Origin of the sequence: Vibrio vulnificus NBRC 15645 = ATCC 27562, assembly GCF_002224265.1 — a bacterium.
Classification (GTDB): Bacteria; Pseudomonadota; Gammaproteobacteria; order Enterobacterales; family Vibrionaceae; genus Vibrio; species Vibrio vulnificus.
Genome location: NZ_CP012882.1, coordinates 1,393,947 through 1,411,313, shown reverse-complemented (window position 1 = coordinate 1,411,313; position 17,367 = coordinate 1,393,947). Strand labels below are relative to the sequence as shown.

Annotated in this window: 13 protein-coding genes; 5 read left to right on the top strand and 8 right to left on the bottom strand. The window is 48.2% G+C overall.

The annotated features are described in order from the left end of the window. Window positions 1–137: 137 nt before the first annotated feature. The 3 genes from fruA to fruB are packed head-to-tail and all read right to left on the bottom strand — an operon-like array spanning window position 138 to window position 4,014. Window positions 138–1,865: a PTS fructose transporter subunit IIBC gene (fruA, locus tag AOT11_RS21790; RefSeq protein WP_026050858.1), complete on the bottom strand. Its 1,728-nt coding sequence runs from the start codon at window positions 1,863–1,865 to the stop codon at window positions 138–140. Window positions 1,866–1,884: 19 nt separating this feature from the next. Further along, window positions 1,885–2,862 (bottom strand): 1-phosphofructokinase, encoded by a 978-nt coding sequence (gene pfkB, locus AOT11_RS21785; protein WP_017422903.1) that lies wholly within the window; start codon window positions 2,860–2,862, stop codon window positions 1,885–1,887. A gap of 9 nt (window positions 2,863–2,871) precedes the next feature. Then, a complete protein-coding gene (fruB, locus tag AOT11_RS21780) occupies window positions 2,872–4,014 on the bottom strand; it encodes a fused PTS fructose transporter subunit IIA/HPr protein (RefSeq protein WP_017422902.1) in 1,143 nt (380 codons plus the stop codon). A 472-nt stretch (window positions 4,015–4,486) separates the two neighbouring features. Between fruB and cra the strand changes: the two genes are divergently transcribed. Beyond that, on the top strand, window positions 4,487–5,467 hold the full coding sequence (gene cra, locus AOT11_RS21775) for a catabolite repressor/activator (RefSeq protein WP_017422901.1): 981 nt from the start codon (window positions 4,487–4,489) through the stop codon (window positions 5,465–5,467). Window positions 5,468–5,492: 25 nt separating this feature from the next. On the opposite strand, the gene AOT11_RS21770 is transcribed toward cra, so the two are convergent. After that, on the bottom strand, window positions 5,493–6,461 hold the full coding sequence (locus tag AOT11_RS21770; protein WP_017422900.1) for an endonuclease/exonuclease/phosphatase family protein: 969 nt from the start codon (window positions 6,459–6,461) through the stop codon (window positions 5,493–5,495). A 12-nt stretch (window positions 6,462–6,473) separates the two neighbouring features. Continuing rightward, window positions 6,474–7,286 (bottom strand): substrate-binding periplasmic protein, encoded by an 813-nt coding sequence (locus tag AOT11_RS21765; RefSeq protein ID WP_017422899.1) that lies wholly within the window; start codon window positions 7,284–7,286, stop codon window positions 6,474–6,476. Window positions 7,287–7,431: 145 nt separating this feature from the next. Between AOT11_RS21765 and AOT11_RS21760 the strand changes: the two genes are divergently transcribed. After that, the gene (locus AOT11_RS21760; RefSeq protein ID WP_017422898.1) at window positions 7,432–7,986 is read left to right on the top strand and encodes an RNA-binding S4 domain-containing protein; all 555 of its coding nucleotides are present in this window, start codon (window positions 7,432–7,434) and stop codon (window positions 7,984–7,986) included. A 90-nt stretch (window positions 7,987–8,076) separates the two neighbouring features. Here AOT11_RS21760 and AOT11_RS21755 read toward each other — a convergent pair whose 3' ends face one another. The 3 genes from AOT11_RS21755 to AOT11_RS21745 all read right to left on the bottom strand — a co-directional run bounded on the left by AOT11_RS21755 (window position 8,077) and on the right by AOT11_RS21745 (window position 12,152). After that, on the bottom strand, window positions 8,077–8,904 hold the full coding sequence (locus AOT11_RS21755; protein WP_026050856.1) for an EAL domain-containing protein: 828 nt from the start codon (window positions 8,902–8,904) through the stop codon (window positions 8,077–8,079). 322 nt (window positions 8,905–9,226) lie between these two features. Further along, the gene (pyk, locus tag AOT11_RS21750; RefSeq protein ID WP_026050855.1) at window positions 9,227–10,696 is read right to left on the bottom strand and encodes a pyruvate kinase; all 1,470 of its coding nucleotides are present in this window, start codon (window positions 10,694–10,696) and stop codon (window positions 9,227–9,229) included. A 76-nt stretch (window positions 10,697–10,772) separates the two neighbouring features. Then, window positions 10,773–12,152 carry an MFS transporter gene (locus AOT11_RS21745; protein ID WP_017422894.1) on the bottom strand — a complete coding sequence of 460 codons (1,380 nt, stop codon included), beginning with the start codon at window positions 12,150–12,152 and terminating at the stop codon, window positions 10,773–10,775. A 278-nt stretch (window positions 12,153–12,430) separates the two neighbouring features. Here AOT11_RS21745 and AOT11_RS21740 point away from each other — a divergent pair, with 278 nt between their 5' ends. Genes AOT11_RS21740 through AOT11_RS21730 form a run of 3 tightly spaced genes read left to right on the top strand, consistent with a single transcriptional unit; the run spans window position 12,431 to window position 17,353 of the window. Then, complete coding sequence (locus AOT11_RS21740; protein WP_017422893.1) at window positions 12,431–13,732, top strand: ABC transporter substrate-binding protein; 1,302 nt, start codon at window positions 12,431–12,433, stop codon at window positions 13,730–13,732. Beyond that, window positions 13,732–16,095 (top strand): ATP-binding protein, encoded by a 2,364-nt coding sequence (locus tag AOT11_RS21735; protein WP_017422892.1) that lies wholly within the window; start codon window positions 13,732–13,734, stop codon window positions 16,093–16,095. The genes AOT11_RS21740 and AOT11_RS21735 overlap by 1 nt, the downstream gene beginning before the upstream one ends. Continuing rightward, complete coding sequence (locus tag AOT11_RS21730; RefSeq protein WP_026050854.1) at window positions 16,085–17,353, top strand: sigma-54-dependent transcriptional regulator; 1,269 nt, start codon at window positions 16,085–16,087, stop codon at window positions 17,351–17,353. The genes AOT11_RS21735 and AOT11_RS21730 overlap by 11 nt, the downstream gene beginning before the upstream one ends. Window positions 17,354–17,367: the final 14 nt, after the last annotated feature.

The window sequence follows — 17,367 nt, the reverse complement described above, 5'->3', positions numbered from 1 at the left end:
ATAAGTTGCTGATTTAACTGAAAAGTATTGATATGTATGGTTTTGTCATTACGGAGGAGGCATAAAAAAACACCTCCGCAAGGGAGGTGTTGAAAGCCAAATTCGAGGGGGAACTGGCATCAAGGTAAGGATAAAACTTAGGCCGTTGCTGCTTCTTTTGCTTCAGCACGATTCTTCAGGAAGGCATAACCAAAACCGGTTAATGCGGTACCTGCGGCGATGGCTACTAGGTACATCAGTACTGGAGTAATCGCGTTTGGAATCAGCAGTACAAACAGACCGCCGTGAGGTGCCATCAATTTAGCACCAAACAGCATGGATAGGGCACCGGTTAGTGCGCCACCAGCCATACAAGCAGGGATGACACGCATTGGGTCTTTCGCTGCAAAAGGAATGGCACCTTCAGAGATAAAGCATAGACCAAGGACAAAAGAGGCTTTGCCTGCTTCGCGCTCGCTTGGTTCAAACTTGTCTCTCGCTAGGAAAGTCGCTAGGCCCATACCCAGTGCAGGTACCATGCCTGCTGCCATGATGGCTGCCATTGGTGCATAAGTTTGAGAAGCCAGTAGACCAACACCAAAGGTATAAGCCGCTTTGTTTACTGGGCCACCAAGGTCGAAACACATCATTGCGCCAAGAATCACACCCAGCAGCACTGCGTTCGCTGAGCCCATATTGTTGAGGAATTCTGTCATCGCGGACATGATGCTGGAAACCGGGCCACCTACGATGTAAATCATTGTGAGACCAGTGAACAAGCTCGCAATGAATGGGATGATCAAAATCGGTTTGAGTGCTTCCATTGATTGTGGCAGTTGCACTTTATCTGCAATGAATTTCGCTGAGTAGCCGGCAATAAAGCCCGCCGCGATACCGCCAAGGAAACCAGCGCCAGTTGAGCTTGCCAGCATACCGCCAATGAGACCTGGTGCCAGACCTGGGCGATCTGCAATTGAAAACGCGATGAAGCCAGCAAGAACGGGAATCATCAGTGCGAAAGCGGAGCCCCCACCAATGGTCATGAGTGCCGAAGCCAATGTACCTTCTTCTTTAAACGCTTCGATACCGAAAACGAAAGAGAGAGCGATGATCAAACCACCTGCCACGACCACAGGAAGCATGTGAGAGACGCCTGTCATCAGGTGCTTATAAACGCCTTTTTTCTCTTCAGAAGCGTTGCTGCTACCTGTAGAAGCAGTGTGTTGATAAACCGTTGCTTGAGCGAACGCTTTGTCCATCTCTTCGCCTGTTTTCTTCAATGCTGGGCCTGTCTTGGTGCGGTACATCAGTTTGCCGTTGAAGCGATCCAGTGGCACTTCGATATCTGCTGCAATGATAACCAGATCCGCGTCAGCAATTTCTTGCTCGGTTAGCTGGTTTTTCGCGCCCACAGAACCGCGCGTTTCCACTTTAATTTGGTGGCCACGACGTTTGCCTTCTTCCTCTAGAGCTTCTGCCGCCATAAAGGTGTGTGCAACGCCCGTTGGACAAGCCGTGATGGCGACAATTTTCTTCGCCGCAGTTTGCACTGTGGGTTGAACACCTGCGCTGGCTTGCAGCAGTTGCGCTTTCTCGACCGCGCTTTGTAAAAAGGCGATGGCGTCGCTGGTGACCGCGCTGATCTCTGAGCGATACAGTTTTTTGCCAACGAAACGACTTTCATCGATAGGGGTATTGGCAGCAATCACAACCACATCCGCGTCCGCAATTTGCTGCGCAGAGAGTGGTGTGGTCGGCATGACGCTCGATTGACATTCAATCGATGCATCCCAGTTGAGGCTTTTCGCTGCTTGTTCGAGTAATCCCGCAGCGATAATGCTGTTTGCTACGCCGCTAGGGCAGGCAGTAATAATCGCAATTTTCATAGTAGTAACCTTATGTCTCTTAGCTTGCGATAGCAGAGTTCTGCACGTCGTCAAGCGATTGAACTTGCGTTCTTTGTTGTATGCTTTCCAGCTCTTGCTGGCTGGTTAATCCCACGCCAACCTGCGTGACCGCCATCGCGGACAGTGCAGTGGCAAATTTCAGTAAATCCATTTTTGGCATTTGTTGCATGTGGCCCCAGCATAAACCGGCCACTAAGGTGTCGCCTGCGCCAACGGTGCTCACCACCGACATTCTTGGTGGCATGGCGCGTAGCCATTGACCGTCATGAAGCCACATCACACCGTCCGCCCCCATAGAGACAACGATGTTGGCGATGCCTTTGTTGGCAAGGCTCTGTGCGGCATGCTGGCATTCGTCAGCGCTGTGCAGTGCTTTTCCCACGAACTCGCTGAGTTCTTCGTCATTGGGTTTGATCAGCCAAGGTGCGGCGTCGAGTCCCGCTTTTAGCGCGGCTCGGCTGCTGTCAAACAGCACTTTCTTGCCTGCATTTTGCAGTAACGCTATCCACTTTGCGCACTGCTCTGGCGTCACACCTTGAGGTAGGCTGCCGGCAAACACAAAGTAATCGTGATCCGTCATCAGGCGAGTTAAGCGCTGCTCAAACTCAACGATGTCTTGTTCGTTCACCGTGACGCCAGGGAAGTTGATGTCGTTGACTCGGCCATCGGCTTCGACCAATTTGACGTTGATGCGCGTTGCGCCTTCGACGCGCACAAACTGATCGCTTGCACCGATATCGGCAAACAGTTGGCTAAACATTTCAGGGTTATCTTTGCCAAGAAACCCTGTCACAGTGACTTGTGCACCGAGGTCGCTCAACACCTTCGCGACGTTTACCCCTTTGCCAGCCGCGTGTAAGCTGCTGTGATTCACAAGGCTGACAGAACCAATGTTTAACTGCTCTAGTGATCCTGTTAGATCCAGCGCGGGGTTCAGCGTAATAGTGACAACTTTGTTGGTCATTTGAGTGGTCATAGCAGCACCTTAACCTTCACCAAGACCAGAGGCGATCGCTGCGCCAATTGCTTCAAGTGCTTGAGAAGCATCTGGGCCTTCGGCGGTAAATTGCAGTTGGTGACCGTGTTTCACGCCAAGCGCGATTACTTTCATTAAGCTTTTCGCGTTGACTACTGAGCGGTCGCCATCTAAGTTTGCCACTTTGATGGTGGATTCAAATTTCTTCGCTTCTGCCACTAACATGGCACCAGGGCGCGCATGCAGACCGTGTGCGTTTTTGATTTTAAATACCGCGGTATTGTCAGACGTTGCTGGCTCTTGAGAGGTATTTGCAACCCTTTCACCATTCAGCATGGCAATCACTTGTTCGGCATTCGCGCTGAGTAATGTCTCTTGTTTACCTTGATAAACCAGTTGAGTTAGGTTGGTGAGTATCGCTTGGTGCGCGTTGTTGCAAGCGCCAAATGCCAGTAAGCCTTTTACGGGTGTGCCTTGATACTCACAATCGTTCGCGGTCGTCACAAATGACACGGCAGTGCGAGTGACGCTGGCATCGCTCCCAACAAGCCACAAACCTTTGCCCAGATGTGTCGGGGTTTTGGTGACGAGATCTGCCACAAATGGGCTGCCTGCATTACCGCTGTTTTTAATCAAACCACCGGCAACCGCGCTCATTTGGATCATGTCGCTGGCAGGGAAGAGCAGTTGGATGCTGGCGGCATCGAAGTCGGCTTCAAGTTGAACTTCGCCATTCAACAAAGCAATGATCTCTTGTTCCGTTGTGGCCTGCTGCAAACGCGTTTCTACGCCGTCTGCACTGAGCACTTTAGTCAGTTGCTTGAGAATGCCTAAGTGTTCGTCGGATTTCGCGGCGATTCCAATCGCAAGGTAAACCTTGTTGCCATCGCCCCAATCAACGCCGTGAGGAAAGTGATGTACGGCCACCCCGGTGTTTTGCACCAAATCGCGCGTGTCGGTCGTGCCATGAGGGATGGCAATGCCATTACCCAAAAATGTGGAGTTTTGCGCTTCACGGTTGAGCATGCCTTCAACGTAACCTTGCTCAACCAATCCTTTTGCGGTGAGAGCGGCAGCGATGCTTTTGATCGCATCAAGTTTGTTGTCGGCGCTCTGCTGGAGCGTAATATCTGATGAAGTTAATTTGAGCATGTTGCCTTCTTAGCGTATCGCGTCGTCATTTCTCTCGGTTCACTTGTTTCTCTACGGTGTGAGAGGTCTTCTTTGTTTAAGAAGTCTGCTTTGCTTAACAGACTGTCTTTGCCTAAAAACGTCTCTGCCTAAAAGCGCCTTTGGTTAAAAGCACACCCTTAGATTTGGAGCGTTAAGCACTTTCACAGCGTTGCTTAACTGTTGCTTAACTTAAGCTGAACCGATTCAGCAATTGGTTTAAAAAAATTCAGCAAACGGCACTTTTATTTACAACGTGGACACGGCCAACGAGTTCAATACCGAGAATGCTGTTCAATTCGACAAAATCATTCAATTAGGTGATGTATGTCTATTTGCAGATTTTGCTGAATCCTTTCAGCTTTTATACTGAATCGATTCAGCGTATAATTCAACAGACGCGAAGATCTGGAATTCGAATCTATGATCAGGCGCACAGATTAGGGTAGGTAATATGACACTGGATGAAATAGCCAAGTTGGCAGGTGTTTCGAAAACAACGGCAAGTTATGTGATCAATGGTAAGGCGCAAAAATACCGCATCAGCGAAAAAACGCAGATGAAAGTGATGGCGGTGGTGGAGGAATACAATTTTCGTCCCGATCACGCAGCATCGTCACTTCGAGCAGGAAACTCGCGCTCGTTTGGTTTGATCATTCCGGATTTAGAAAACACCAGTTATGCACGCCTTGCTAAGTTGCTTGAACAAAATTCACGAAAAGCGGGGTATCAAATCCTGATTGCCTGTTCTGATGATGATCCTGAAACAGAGCGTAAGGTAGCCGATGCTTTAGTGAGCCGACGCATTGATGCGCTGTTTGTCGCAACCAGTATGGCGGATGCCAATGAATTTTATCTGGCAATGCAAAAGTCAGGCACGCCGGTGATTGCGCTCGACCGTCCGTTAGACGATGAATATTTCAGTTGTGTCGTCAGTGAAGATTTTGGTGCGGCGTTTGAGCTGACATCCTCTTTAATGAGTGATGAAATTCAAACTCTTGGGCTGATTGGTGCGTTGCCCGAGTTGAATATTTCACGCGAACGCCACCAAGGTTATCTTTCTGCGGTGAAGAAAATGGGCAAACAAGCACAATCGGGCTACGGTGAGCACTTTTACCGCGAAGAGGGCTACCGCATTATGCACGAGTGGCTGTTGGCAGACACCATTCCGGATGCGATTGTGACCACTTCGTACACTTTATTAGAAGGGGTGTTGGACGTGCTATTGGAACAGCCACAACTGGTCAATAAAGTTAAACTGGCCACATTCGGCGATAACCGCTTGCTGGATTTCTTACCGTTTAAAGTGAACTCACTGCCGCAACAATTTGAATTGATCGCTGACAGCGCGCTGGAGTTGGCACTCAATGCTTCAGCGAAACGCTACAAACCGGGCGTTGAATTGATCCCACGTAAAATTGTGCGTCGCTTTTAAATCTAATCGCGATGTAAGCTACTGATTAGGCGTCCAACGCATCGATCGTGACAGCAACAAACGCATGGTCACTGGCAAATTGGTCAACCTCAAAACTGGGGTTGACCAAATGCTTATCCCAAACGACAAGATTGGTGATTTTTCCCCTTTGCTGCGCGTTTTGTTGAGCAAATTCTTCAGAGAGCAACAGATAATCGAGAATCAAACCTTGGCTGCCGTGATAGTGAGTCGCCTTTTGCGCTTCATCGGTGAAAATAGGCTGTTCGAGTAGCCAATCCCGCACGTCTTTCAATAAGGGTGTATTGCTTTCATCAATGAGCGGCTTAAGTTCGGTGCTGTTTATATTGGCGTTAAAATCGCCCATGATCACCATCGGACGAGCATGGCTGGCGTAAATTTTCTTGATGTATTGGCTGAGCAGCACGGCTTCCCAACCTCGTTGCACGGTGGATAACCAACTGCCAACCGGATCAGAAGGTGGCGTATCTTCCGCTTTGTCGACCTGCTGCGTTTGCCATTGGGTTGGGCGTTGCGATTTAAGGTGCAGAGTGATGACATCGCATAGCCCAATGATGGGCAATTCAATAACCGCGTGCAGGGGCCGTCGACTAAATTCTTTATCACCAGTGACGTCGTCACTATTTTCTGAATGTTCCCCTAGGCAATCCCCAAAGCGAACCAAACGGCTTTCAATCACTGGCCAACGAGAAGCTATCGCCAAGACGGGTTTGGAATAGATAAACTCGTCGGTGACATGAGGCGTATCGAGGCAGACAAAATATGGGTAGCCCAACTCGCTCGTCAGAGTGTTGAGCGCGTCCGGACTGAACACTTCTTGAAAGGCAACCACATCTGCGTTCATTGCTCGTAACTGCTGTGTGAGCCAAGTGGTTTTCTTGTTCCATTCGTAGTCGGTAAGAATGTTGCTGAACTCGTAATAAGCTCCAGGAGGAGCGAGAAAATTAAATAGGTTGCAACTGGCAATGGTAATCAAAATGCGGAGTTCCTAGTCGACGTAACTGCTGATGACTTGTTCCACAATGCCCGAACCTTGAAGACGTTGCAATATTTGGTCGAACTGCGAGGTAAAAGGCTCTTTGAACGGAAATCGCTCTGCGTAGGCACTGTAGCCCAAATAACCATACTCTTCGCTGACAAATGCTGCCAGTTGGAAAGAGTCCGAATGGTCGATGCGGCCTACGTCTTTTAGGCGTTTAATTTCCCACGCTATCGAAAGGCGATCATTGATGTAGCAATCGACGCGCTTAGCGCGCATTTTTAAAATGTTTTCTTGATTGTCTTTGGCTTCTTCAATCTTGAGTTTGCCATCATGCGCGGCCATCCAAAACGCATCACCTCCAATAGAAAATGCTGCATTTATCCCTATGGTTAGTCCATAAAAGTCTTCTGGCCATTTGGCTAACTCAGCGACGTTTTTCAACATCACTTCGTTGTGACAGTAAACCACCACTTGTTCTTTGAGAATGGGCTTAGAGTAAGGGTGAATATAAGGACGCCGATTCTCATAATAGTAGGGAGGAAAAAGGGCAAAACCTTTTCCGGTTTCCAGTAGCCGTAAACCGCGCACAAAAGGCACGGGTTTGATGGTCACACGATATTGAGGCATCTGATCAAAAACGTGTCTGAGAATATCAGGATAAATGCCAACGGCATTCCCTTGGATTTGGTAACTGTATGGGGGATAGGCATCGTCGCTGTAAATGGTGACGGGAATGGCATCCTCGCTCGCCATAAGGTGAGCAGCATTTAGGTAGAGTGTACTGACCAAGGTGATTTTCACTTTTGTGCTGATTTCCATACCACAACCATTTGCTCTTGCCGTTCTATAACTTTAGCTTACTCGGCCTTACGGGGTAAAAATCCTTGCTGAAGAAATCGTAATAGTTATTTCTATTTGTGGTTTGAGGGTTTAAACTGCGGCAAATTTTTTGCGAGGTACACCCATGAGCCAAGAACACCTAAGCCAAGATCACGAGTACGAAGAAGAGCAGTTTGGTGAAGAAATTGAAATTGAAGCCATTGGCGTCGAAGTTTCCGTTCAGCCTATCGAACTCTACAAAGTATTTAAGATTGCCAATCTAGTCAGTGGCGGTGGTGAAGCAAAACACGTTATTGCTGAAGGTTATGTGGCCGTGAATGGCGAACTCGAAACCCGCAAACGTCGTAAAATGTACGATGGTGATTTCTTTGAATTCAACCAAGAGTACTATGTGGTAGTGTGTGATGCGCCTGTCACCGAACCTGAAACCGAGCAAGAGAAAGCCGAGAAGAAAACGCAAAAACCAGCGCAAGCTGCACGTAAAGAAAAATCTCGCCAAAGCAAAAATGCCAAGCCCAAAGGCACGGGTCCAAAATCAACTGGGCGAAAAGCCGCGCATAAAGAGCGCAAAGCGCAGAAAGAAGCCTTGTCACAGTCAGCGAAGAAAGGCCAGAAGGCAGAGAAGCCTCAAGCGACGCGCGATCCAAAGAGTGGCCGCAATTCGATTGATTTCTTCTAGCCTTATCGAGTCAGCCTCTAAACGAAAAAAGCCGCCATCGCGGCTTTTTTGGATCTTAGGTTCCTTGTTTCTGGCGGTTGAATCGCTCAGCTAGCGACGGTCATCGTTCACCGCTAAGGAGATAGGTTGCGCTGCCCAGTAATCGATGTTCTCAGGGCGACCAAAATGATAGCCCTGATAAAACTCCAGCCCCAACTCACGCATGGCTTGATACTGTTCTTCTTCCTCAACACCTTCTACAATCACTCGGGCACCAATACGTTGTGCAAGTTTGAGTGCGTGGAGTAACTCCTCTTGTTGCCCTGCGCAATAACTTAATAGATAGCTTCGGTCGATCTTTATCAAATCGGGAGTCAGTTCAACGGCACGTTTTTCATCGGAATGGCCGGCACCAAAATCATCAATCGCAAAGTGAAAACCCTTGGAACGGAGAACTTTGACTGCTTCGCGTAAATCGTCGTTCTGATAGCAAAGTTCTTCAATGACTTCAAAGGTGACATCAGACGGTTCCATACCAAGTTGTTTTAGTCGGCGAAATAAGAGGCTTCTATCAACGTATTCGAGGTCTTTGGTCATGGTGATCAAAGAATTGGGCATCACGTTAAGAAAAAGCTTCACACCTTTGGCTGTGTAGTGCTTAGAAAAGTTGCGAATGTGAATGGCGCGAGAGAGAAATTCAACCGAAAGAATGTATTCGTCACTGTGACTAGGATCGGCAAAGAAGCGATCTGGCCGGATGAAATTCTGTTTCTCGTCTTGAATTCTCAACAAAGCTTCAAAGCCAATGAGTTGCATTAACTGATTGAATATTGGTTGAAAAACGCTCGAAAAGGTCAGGTTGTTTAGCAGCATTATGTAATCACCATCCACCTTTTGACGAATGTACTGCTCGTAGTCTGATTGAGTGATTAACTGCATATTCACAACCCTAAAGAATATCTACTGAAAAATGTAACACTTTGATCAACTGAGTAAAGCAACAAAACAACTGTGGTTTATCGCGAATGCGTAAATTTGATTTGCGTTCAAAAATCATAGGTCGTTTCTAACTTAGTACACAATAAAATTTGACCAAACGCGAGACCGAACGTCATTTTATTTAGGCTTGTCACAAAAATGAGGCGAAATATTTTTAGAAGCAAAAAAAGAAAAGTGGATAAGGGACGCTAGACGAAAAAAAAGGACCTGCCGAAAAGGCAGGCCAAGATCCCTGTGGAGCAGGAGGGGGGTGATTAAACGGTTATGCCGCAATGGCGGTTGTTATGGGTGTTTCGTTTAGATTCAGTAAGCGGCAGACATTCATATCGCCCACGCCTTCAACGGATTCTAATTGGGTCATCATGATGGATGAGATTTGTTTCTGCTTGGCATCGGCACTCAGTAGGCTGATGAGCTGATGCGCAATGTCACCGCGTTTGTCCAATGTGGGTAGATAAACCGGGGTTACGCCGCGCAGAATCGCCAGTTTGCGTAGCAATTCAGGTTTGTCCGAGACCGCCCAAATGGTTGCTTGGCTTTGACAACGTGACATCAATAGTGGCGTTTCACCATGTTGAGTCACGATAGCGACCCCAAGATCTTTGTGTACTTTCGTTGCCGAGATCATTGAGGAGAGAGCAAAGCTCTTACCTGCGTCGTTGCACAGATGGTTGAGCTTATCCCAACAGCCTTGTGCACAACTGGTTTCGTGTTCGACACCTTGTGCAATTCGAACCATGGCTTCAACCGCTTCAACCGGGTACAACCCCGCCGCTGATTCAGCAGAGAGCATGACTGCGTCGGTGCCATCGAGTACCGCGTTGGCAACGTCTAAAACTTCTGCACGTGTTGGCAATGGATTCTCGATCATCGATTCCATCATTTGCGTGGCCGTGATAACCGGTTTGCCTAAGTACTTTGCACGAGCGATCAGCGCTTTTTGTACGCCAGGCAGGCGCGCATCACCGATTTCCACGCCTAAATCGCCACGTGCCACCATGATGACATCGGAGGCACGAATCACACCATCCATTGCTTCTTCGCTGGCAACCACTTCAGCACGTTCCACTTTCGCGACGATGTGTGCTTGGCAGCCTGCTTGCAGAGCAAGGGAGCGCGCGTATTCGATATCGTCAGCGTTACGAGGAAACGATACGGCAAGAAAGTCTGCTTTTAGCTCGGCCGCGGTAAGAATGTCTTGCTTATCTTTGTCGGTCAACGCTGGCGCTGAAAGCCCCCCACCCAGTAAGTTAATCCCTTTGCGGTTTGAGAGTTTGCCACCGTTCAACGCAACGGTGTTGACTAGGCGAGTTTGTGTATCAACGGCCTTCACCTCAAGTTGGATACGGCCATCGTCAAGCAGCAGAATATTGCCGACCTGCAGGTCATCGATCAGCTCTGGATAATCCAAACCGACGCGTTCTTGCGTGCCAGCATCTCGGTTGAGTGTGCCGTCGAGAATGAAAGGATCACCTGCTTTGAGCTGAATTGAGCCTTGCTCAAAGCAAGCGATACGAATTTTGGGACCTTGTAGGTCAACGAGTACACCAACGCTAACGTTAAGTTCTTGTGCGATTTCACGCACCATTTCAGCACGAGCAATGTGCTCTTCAGCGCTGCCGTGCGAAAAGTTTAAGCGCACTACATTCACGCCCGCTTGGATGAGTTGAGTGAGTTTTTCGCGTGTTTGACTGGCTGGGCCAAGCGTAGCGACGATTTTGGTTTTACACATCTTCAATTCCTATAACGACGAGACTAAAAAAGGGGTAGGAGAAACAGCAGGAGCTTTCGCCCCTGCTCAATGAACATTAAGAAGCTGTGCGTGTTTGTAGCTTTTTGTCTTGTTCTTCGTCGATATCGACCACTTTCTTCGCATTCCATACCGTCAGTGCGAGTAGCATCGATACCACACCAGCGGCTAGCCAGAAGTACTGCGCGTTACCAAAGTCGTAGTGTTTTACGCCATCGACTTCAGTGATGGTGATCAGAGATGCAGAGATAAGCTCTTGAGCTGACGCTGCAATGTAAGAACAGAGACCAATCAAACCTTTTACTGCGCCAACTGCGTTCTTAGGCATCAGGTCACAAGCAATCAGACCTGCTAGGAATACCACTAGACCACCGATAGAGAAGCCGATCATGCTCAGCGCTACTGCGTCGATAACACGGTTATCTGGGCCAAAGAACATCAAACACATACCGGCAATGTTTGCCAATCCGTACAGTAGGTTAGGGATGTTACGGTTACCTTTGAACACTTTGTCTGAAAGGATACCTGACAGAATCGCACCCGCTAGACCCGCCGTTGGGTACATTGACATGGCAAAACCCGCGTCAATCAGTGAGTAACCTTTTGTTTCTTGCAGGAACAATACCGCCCAAGAAGACATCGCGTAGCGAGAGATGTACATTGCCGCACAAGATAAGGCAATGAGCCATACCACAGGTTGTTTTAGGATAAACATCTGCGCACGACGTGTTTCTTTTGGATCGTTCGCTTTCTTGATTTCGGTACCTTCGCCAAATGCAGTACCTGGATCTGGCAAGCCGTAAGTTTGTGGACGGTCTTTCAGTACTTTCAGCATGATCAGTGCAGCAACTACTGCAGCGATACCCGCGCCAATGAAACCTGCACGCCAGCCGAAGTAGCTCACTAGTGTCGCCGTTAGGATCCAAGTGATACCTTCACCGATGTTACGCGAACCACCCCAAATTGAGTAACGGCTACCACGTTGCTTTGGTGAGAACCATTGGTAAAGCGATACACACGAAGGTGCTGAACCAACGGATTGGAACCAACCGTTCAAACCCCAAAGCAGAACGAAGAAGAAGCCAACGGTGTTCATCCCCATCACGACCGAGAGAACACCCGATACCAGTAGGGAACACGACATAAAGCGGCCAATGTTGGCGTAGTCAGATAGGAAGCCGTTTAAGAACTTACCGAAAGCATAAGTAAAGAAGAATGCCGAACCCATAATACCGAGTTCTTCGATGGTCACGATGCCCGCATCGAGCATGGGCTTTTTCACAACACCTAAACTCATACGTACTACGTAGAAGACGGCGTAACCAAAAATAAGGCCTAAGAATACCTGCCATTGGTAACTCTTATAGCGCTTTAGCATTCCCTCGTTGGAGCTGTCTGATAACGGCACATCCGGACGAGTTTTAAAGAAATTAAGCATGATTGCTCTCCATGTAAATCAACAAAAATGTGTTGTCGGGAGCATGATGAATCGGCCTGTTAATCCGTACAAAAGGGCGTTTTTGGGGCACATTTGACCCAATTTGTTTTAAACAATGAGTCAAAAGTGAACCTAACCGCATAACGTTTGTGGTTTGATTGCTGATAAAATTACTAGCAAGGAAAGGAAATTGCGTCAGTAGTGACTCAGCCTGTGTTTCAAGCGATTTTTAGCAAAGTGTAGAGTTTTGATTGAACGCACAATTTTTAAGGTTATCGATGGTGAGTAAAAAGCGATTTGCCGTGTTAGGTCGGTTTAGTTTGTTGTTTAGCTTGGTCTGTTTTGGTGCCAGTGCGGCGTCGACGGACAAAGAGATCGTCGTATTGACGACGTTTTCCCAAGAGCCGTTGTCCATCCTAATTGATGAGTTCAAGTTACGTCACCCTGATGCCGAAGTTCGTTTTATTCATCGCCGCAGTGAATCCAGTATTCAGCTGCTGGGTAAAACCTACATGCAAGACATCGATTTGGTCTTGAGCTCTTCGCCTTTTCTGATGCAAAAACTTTCTGAGAGTGAGCGCCTTGGCGATGTGGCTCAGCACGAAACCTTACCAAGCTGGATGTCGCCTTATGTGTTGCCTCCTCAACAGCAGGTACTGACTATTGGCTATTCAGGTGCCGGTATTGTGTGGAATCGCGATTACCTGCAAGCACACCAACTGAACATCCCTGAACGGTTTATCGATCTCACCCGTTCTCAATATTTTGGTCACATCACCATGAGTACGCCAAGTCGCTCTGGCACGACACAAATGATGGTAGAAAGCATCCTAAGTCGATACGGTTGGCAGGATGGCTGGCGCATCTTGATTAACATTGGTGCCAATTTGGCGACCATCTCTTCGCGCAGTTTTGGCGTGAGTGACTATATTGCAAAAGGGCAATTTGGTCTTGGTCCAACCATCGATAGCTATGCGTTGCTGATCCAGCGAAAATTTGACCATGTCGGCTTTGCGTTTGAATCGGATTTCACTCTGATGCCGACGTACATTGCCAAAACGCAACGCGCCAGCGCCGATCCTTTGGTGGACGATTTTATGGCGATGCTGCTTTCTTCTCCAATGCAAGAGTCGCTCGGCAAAAACAGTTTCGCCAAGTTCTCTTTGCATGATACCGAGCGCAAAGATGGTGATCACCCAGCGTTGAATATTAGCGCGATAATGCAAAGAGAAGTGCTGACCAATCGCCTGTTTGATTTGGCCATTACCAAACGCCTTCCTGAGCTAAAAGACACTTGGCAAACCATTATTCAACTGCGTAAGGCGTACGCCGATAACCCTGCTGTGTTAACGCAGCTAGAGTCCATCCGTCAACTTGCCTTTGATATTCCAGTGAGTGAAACGGAGGTGCTAGAAGTGAGCAAACAACTGGCGCTCTCTTCCCAACAAGAAATGACGGATGATGGCTATGCACAGGCTGTGATGGCGGAGTTTAGCCATCGTGTCAGCGGCGCGCTTCATCGCCAACTAGCGTCAGCAAATCAACGTTTGCAAACGCTAAAAAAGCAGGGTGAAGAATAATGCGGAGATACAACACGATTGGCGTAAAATTGGTCGCAGCGTTTGCTGGCAGCACCTTGCTGTTGACTCTCGTTTGTGTCATCGCCTGGATGACTTGGAGCCAGCTCGATCTGCGAGTCAGTGGTTTGTTGGACGAAAGCGTACCGCGTTACAACGCCAGTTATTTGCTTGAGAGCAAAAGCAGTGAAGTGCGACGTAAAATCTCCCAGATCGAACGAGTGAAAAGCAAAGTTCAACTCGATAACCACTTGCTTTCTCTAAGTAAGCAATTAAGCGACACCAAGCAGATTGTTGAACGTGTGCAACGCGCCGACGAAGCCACTCATGACTCGCTGAGTGCCCTTGCAGAGTCGTACACCTCGCTCGCAAGCAGTATTGATCTCTATGGTTATCTGGTGTCTAAACGCATCGATGCACAGCGAAAAATCGATCTACTGAAAGAGCAACTTGATTGGATTCATCAAGACATCCGCACCGAACTGATGCCATTACGCCAAGAGATAGATTGGCAGATTTCTCGTAATCAGAAACAGGCCAAAACCGATGCGTTACTTCAACAGCTGAATGTCATTCAACAGGTGTTGGACCTCGAATCCACGATTTACGAATTGGCGCTAGATGTGGTGAGCGCAACGCAGTTGGGGCATGTGAATAATGGCATGAAAGTGATTCAGTATCGTACCGAAGAGCTTCATCGTTTGAGCCAGCCAATCTTTGAATGGCCATCGTCCATCGCTTACCAACAGCTAGTCGGTGAGTTAACGACCTTGCTGCAAATTGAAGGTTTCTTGCATCAACAACTGCTTGATTACGTTTCCATCCGCGAGAGAATTGAAGTGCAGCAGCGCGACATTGATCGCCAAATCGGCACGATTCACAACCAAATTGGCGGGATTGTTGCGTCGGCAGACCAAGCTTTTTATGAAGTCAAACAAGACACCACTGAGATGGTCAATGTGGGCAACCGCGTGTTGCTCATCTGCTTTGCGGTCTCGATCCTCACCAGTTTGATTTTGGCTTACTACTTCATTTATCAGCGTATTGTGGCGCGCTTGGCTAATTTGAGTAACAGCATTGATGCGATCATCAATGATGATTTACACCATCCCATTCGCGTTGACGGCAACGATGAGATTGGTCGCTTAAGTGCCAAACTGATCGAGTACGGTGACAAAGTGAAAGAGATGCAGCGAACCAACGCCCTGAGCTTAATCAACAACACCAGCGCTAGTTTAATGACGGTCAGTTTGGGTGGCAGGGTTGAATCGGCGAACGTTAGCGCGAGACGCTTATTGGATCTAGACGATGCCATTACCGAGTTACCGATTTGGTCGGCGTTTCCTGAGCATTGGTTTGAGGCATTACGCGCGCAATTTGATACCGATTCCGCCCTAATGCGAGAGTGCCGAAGCGAACTCACCATGTCATTGGCTGATGATCCGTATGGTCGTTTTTTACATTGTGAGTTCAGTCTGTTTACTCATGGTCATTGTGAAAAAGTGATCATCACGATCACCGACGTAACCGAACAGATTCAGGCCAATCGCATCTTAGAGCAAAGAGTGGCTGAGAAAACCCGCGATGTGACGGAGCGAAATCGCCAGCTCAAGCTGGAAATTCAAGAGCGTCAAAAAGCGGAATCGCATTTGAAGAAGACCCAATCCGAGCTGATTCAAGCGGCCAAAATGGCGGTGGTAGGGCAAGCCATGACCAGCTTGGCACACGAGTTAAATCAGCCGCTCAATGCGATGTCTACCTACCTTTATAGTGCTAATTTGTTTAACCAGAAGGCGGACAGTGAACAGGTCGCCACCTCATTAACGCACATTGAAAGCCTCAAAGAGCGCATGAGTAAGATCGTCAATGGTTTGCGTCACTTTGCGAAAAAATCGGATGGCGAGCCGACGTCTGCCTCGATAGAGCTGCACGATGTCGCGGAGCACTCGATGTTACTCGTTAATACGCGAGCCAAAAGGCAGCAAATTCAAATTCGCAACCAGCTGGATACAACCCTTATGGTGCAGGGCAGCTTGGTCGCCTACGAGCAGGTGCTCATTAACTTGATGGTGAACAGTTGCGATGCGTTGAGCGAAGCCAATGGTGCAGAGCGTGTGATTGAGCTGTGTCATTTGTATTCCACGCAAACGCATCATGCGATTGCGGTATGCGACAACGGTAAGGGCTTTGCGCCAGACATTGTTGATCGCCTCTTTACCCCATTTACGACTACAAAAGAAATCGGTCTCGGACTTGGTATGAACATCTGTAAATCAATCATAGAAAAATATAACGGAAACATTTACTTGGCTTCCAACGCACAGGGTGGAGCCATGGTGGTATTGGAGATGCCTCATGACGATTAATCAATATGATGTGCTTTTGGTTGACGATGATCAGGATGTACTCGACTCTTATGCGCATCTGATGTCCATTTCTGGTTTGACCGCGAAACTGGTGAACGATCCGACGCAAGCGTGCCAATATCTCAGTGAAGATTGGCCCGGTGTGGTTTTACTCGATATGTATATGCCACAAATGCATGGCATGGAGCTGTTGGCGCTTATCAAAGAGATGGATGAACACATTCCGGTGTTGGTCATCACAGGGCATGGCGATATACCGATGGCGGTAGATGCACTGAAAAAAGGCGCTTGCGAGTTTTTCGAAAAGCCCATTTCGCCGCCAGAGCTGCTCACTAAGGTGAAATCGTATCTTAAGGAGCGCCAAGCTTACACTGCACAAAAGAGTAATGTGTCGCAGTCTGTAGGCAAAGCGCTTGTCGGAAAGTCGGCGCAAATTGAGCAAATTCGCCAGCATGTCGCGAGATTTGCTTTGATCAATACCAATGTCGTGATTTGTGGTGAATCGGGCTCGGGCCGACACAGCATCGCTCATCTGCTCCATGACATGAGCCTGCCACGTAAAGAGCAAACGTTGGAAGAGCTGTATCTCACCGCGGACCACGACAAAGAGGCTATCGCGCGCTATTTCAATGGCGGAAGTGTGGCTACTTTGGTGATTGAGAACGTTCAATCGATGAATGAAAAGACGCAGCGAGAGTTTGTCCAACTGCTGTTGTCGCAAGAGCGAGGCAGTACCAGCAAAACGCGGGTGATCACCCTGTTTGATGCCAGCCCAGAACAGTTGATGTCGGAAAATCGATTGTTGCCCGAGCTTTACTATCTGCTCAATCAAGGAGCGATTCAAGTGCCGAGCCTACGCCATCGACCAGATGACATCGCCGCTATTTTTCATCACTTTCTTAAGCACAGTTGCCAGAAACTGGGTAAACCGATGCCAGCCGTTGATTCGAGCTACCTTTCGTTGTTGCGTAATCATCAGTGGCCAGGAAATGTACGTGAGTTAAGAAACGTCGCAGAGTTGTATGCCATTGGCATTGTCAAACTGACAGGGAAAGAGCGGTTGGTGAACCAAAACGAGCTTCAATCACCATTGGATACGCTGGTGGACGATTTTGAAAAGCAAATCATTGAAGATGCGCTGTTTTTGCATTCTGGAAAAGTGACAGAAGCGGCGGTGTATTTGCAGATCCCGCGTAAAAAGCTCTATTTACGCATGAAAAAGCACGATATCGACAAGGATAACTACAAATCGCGTTAAAAAAATCCGGCATA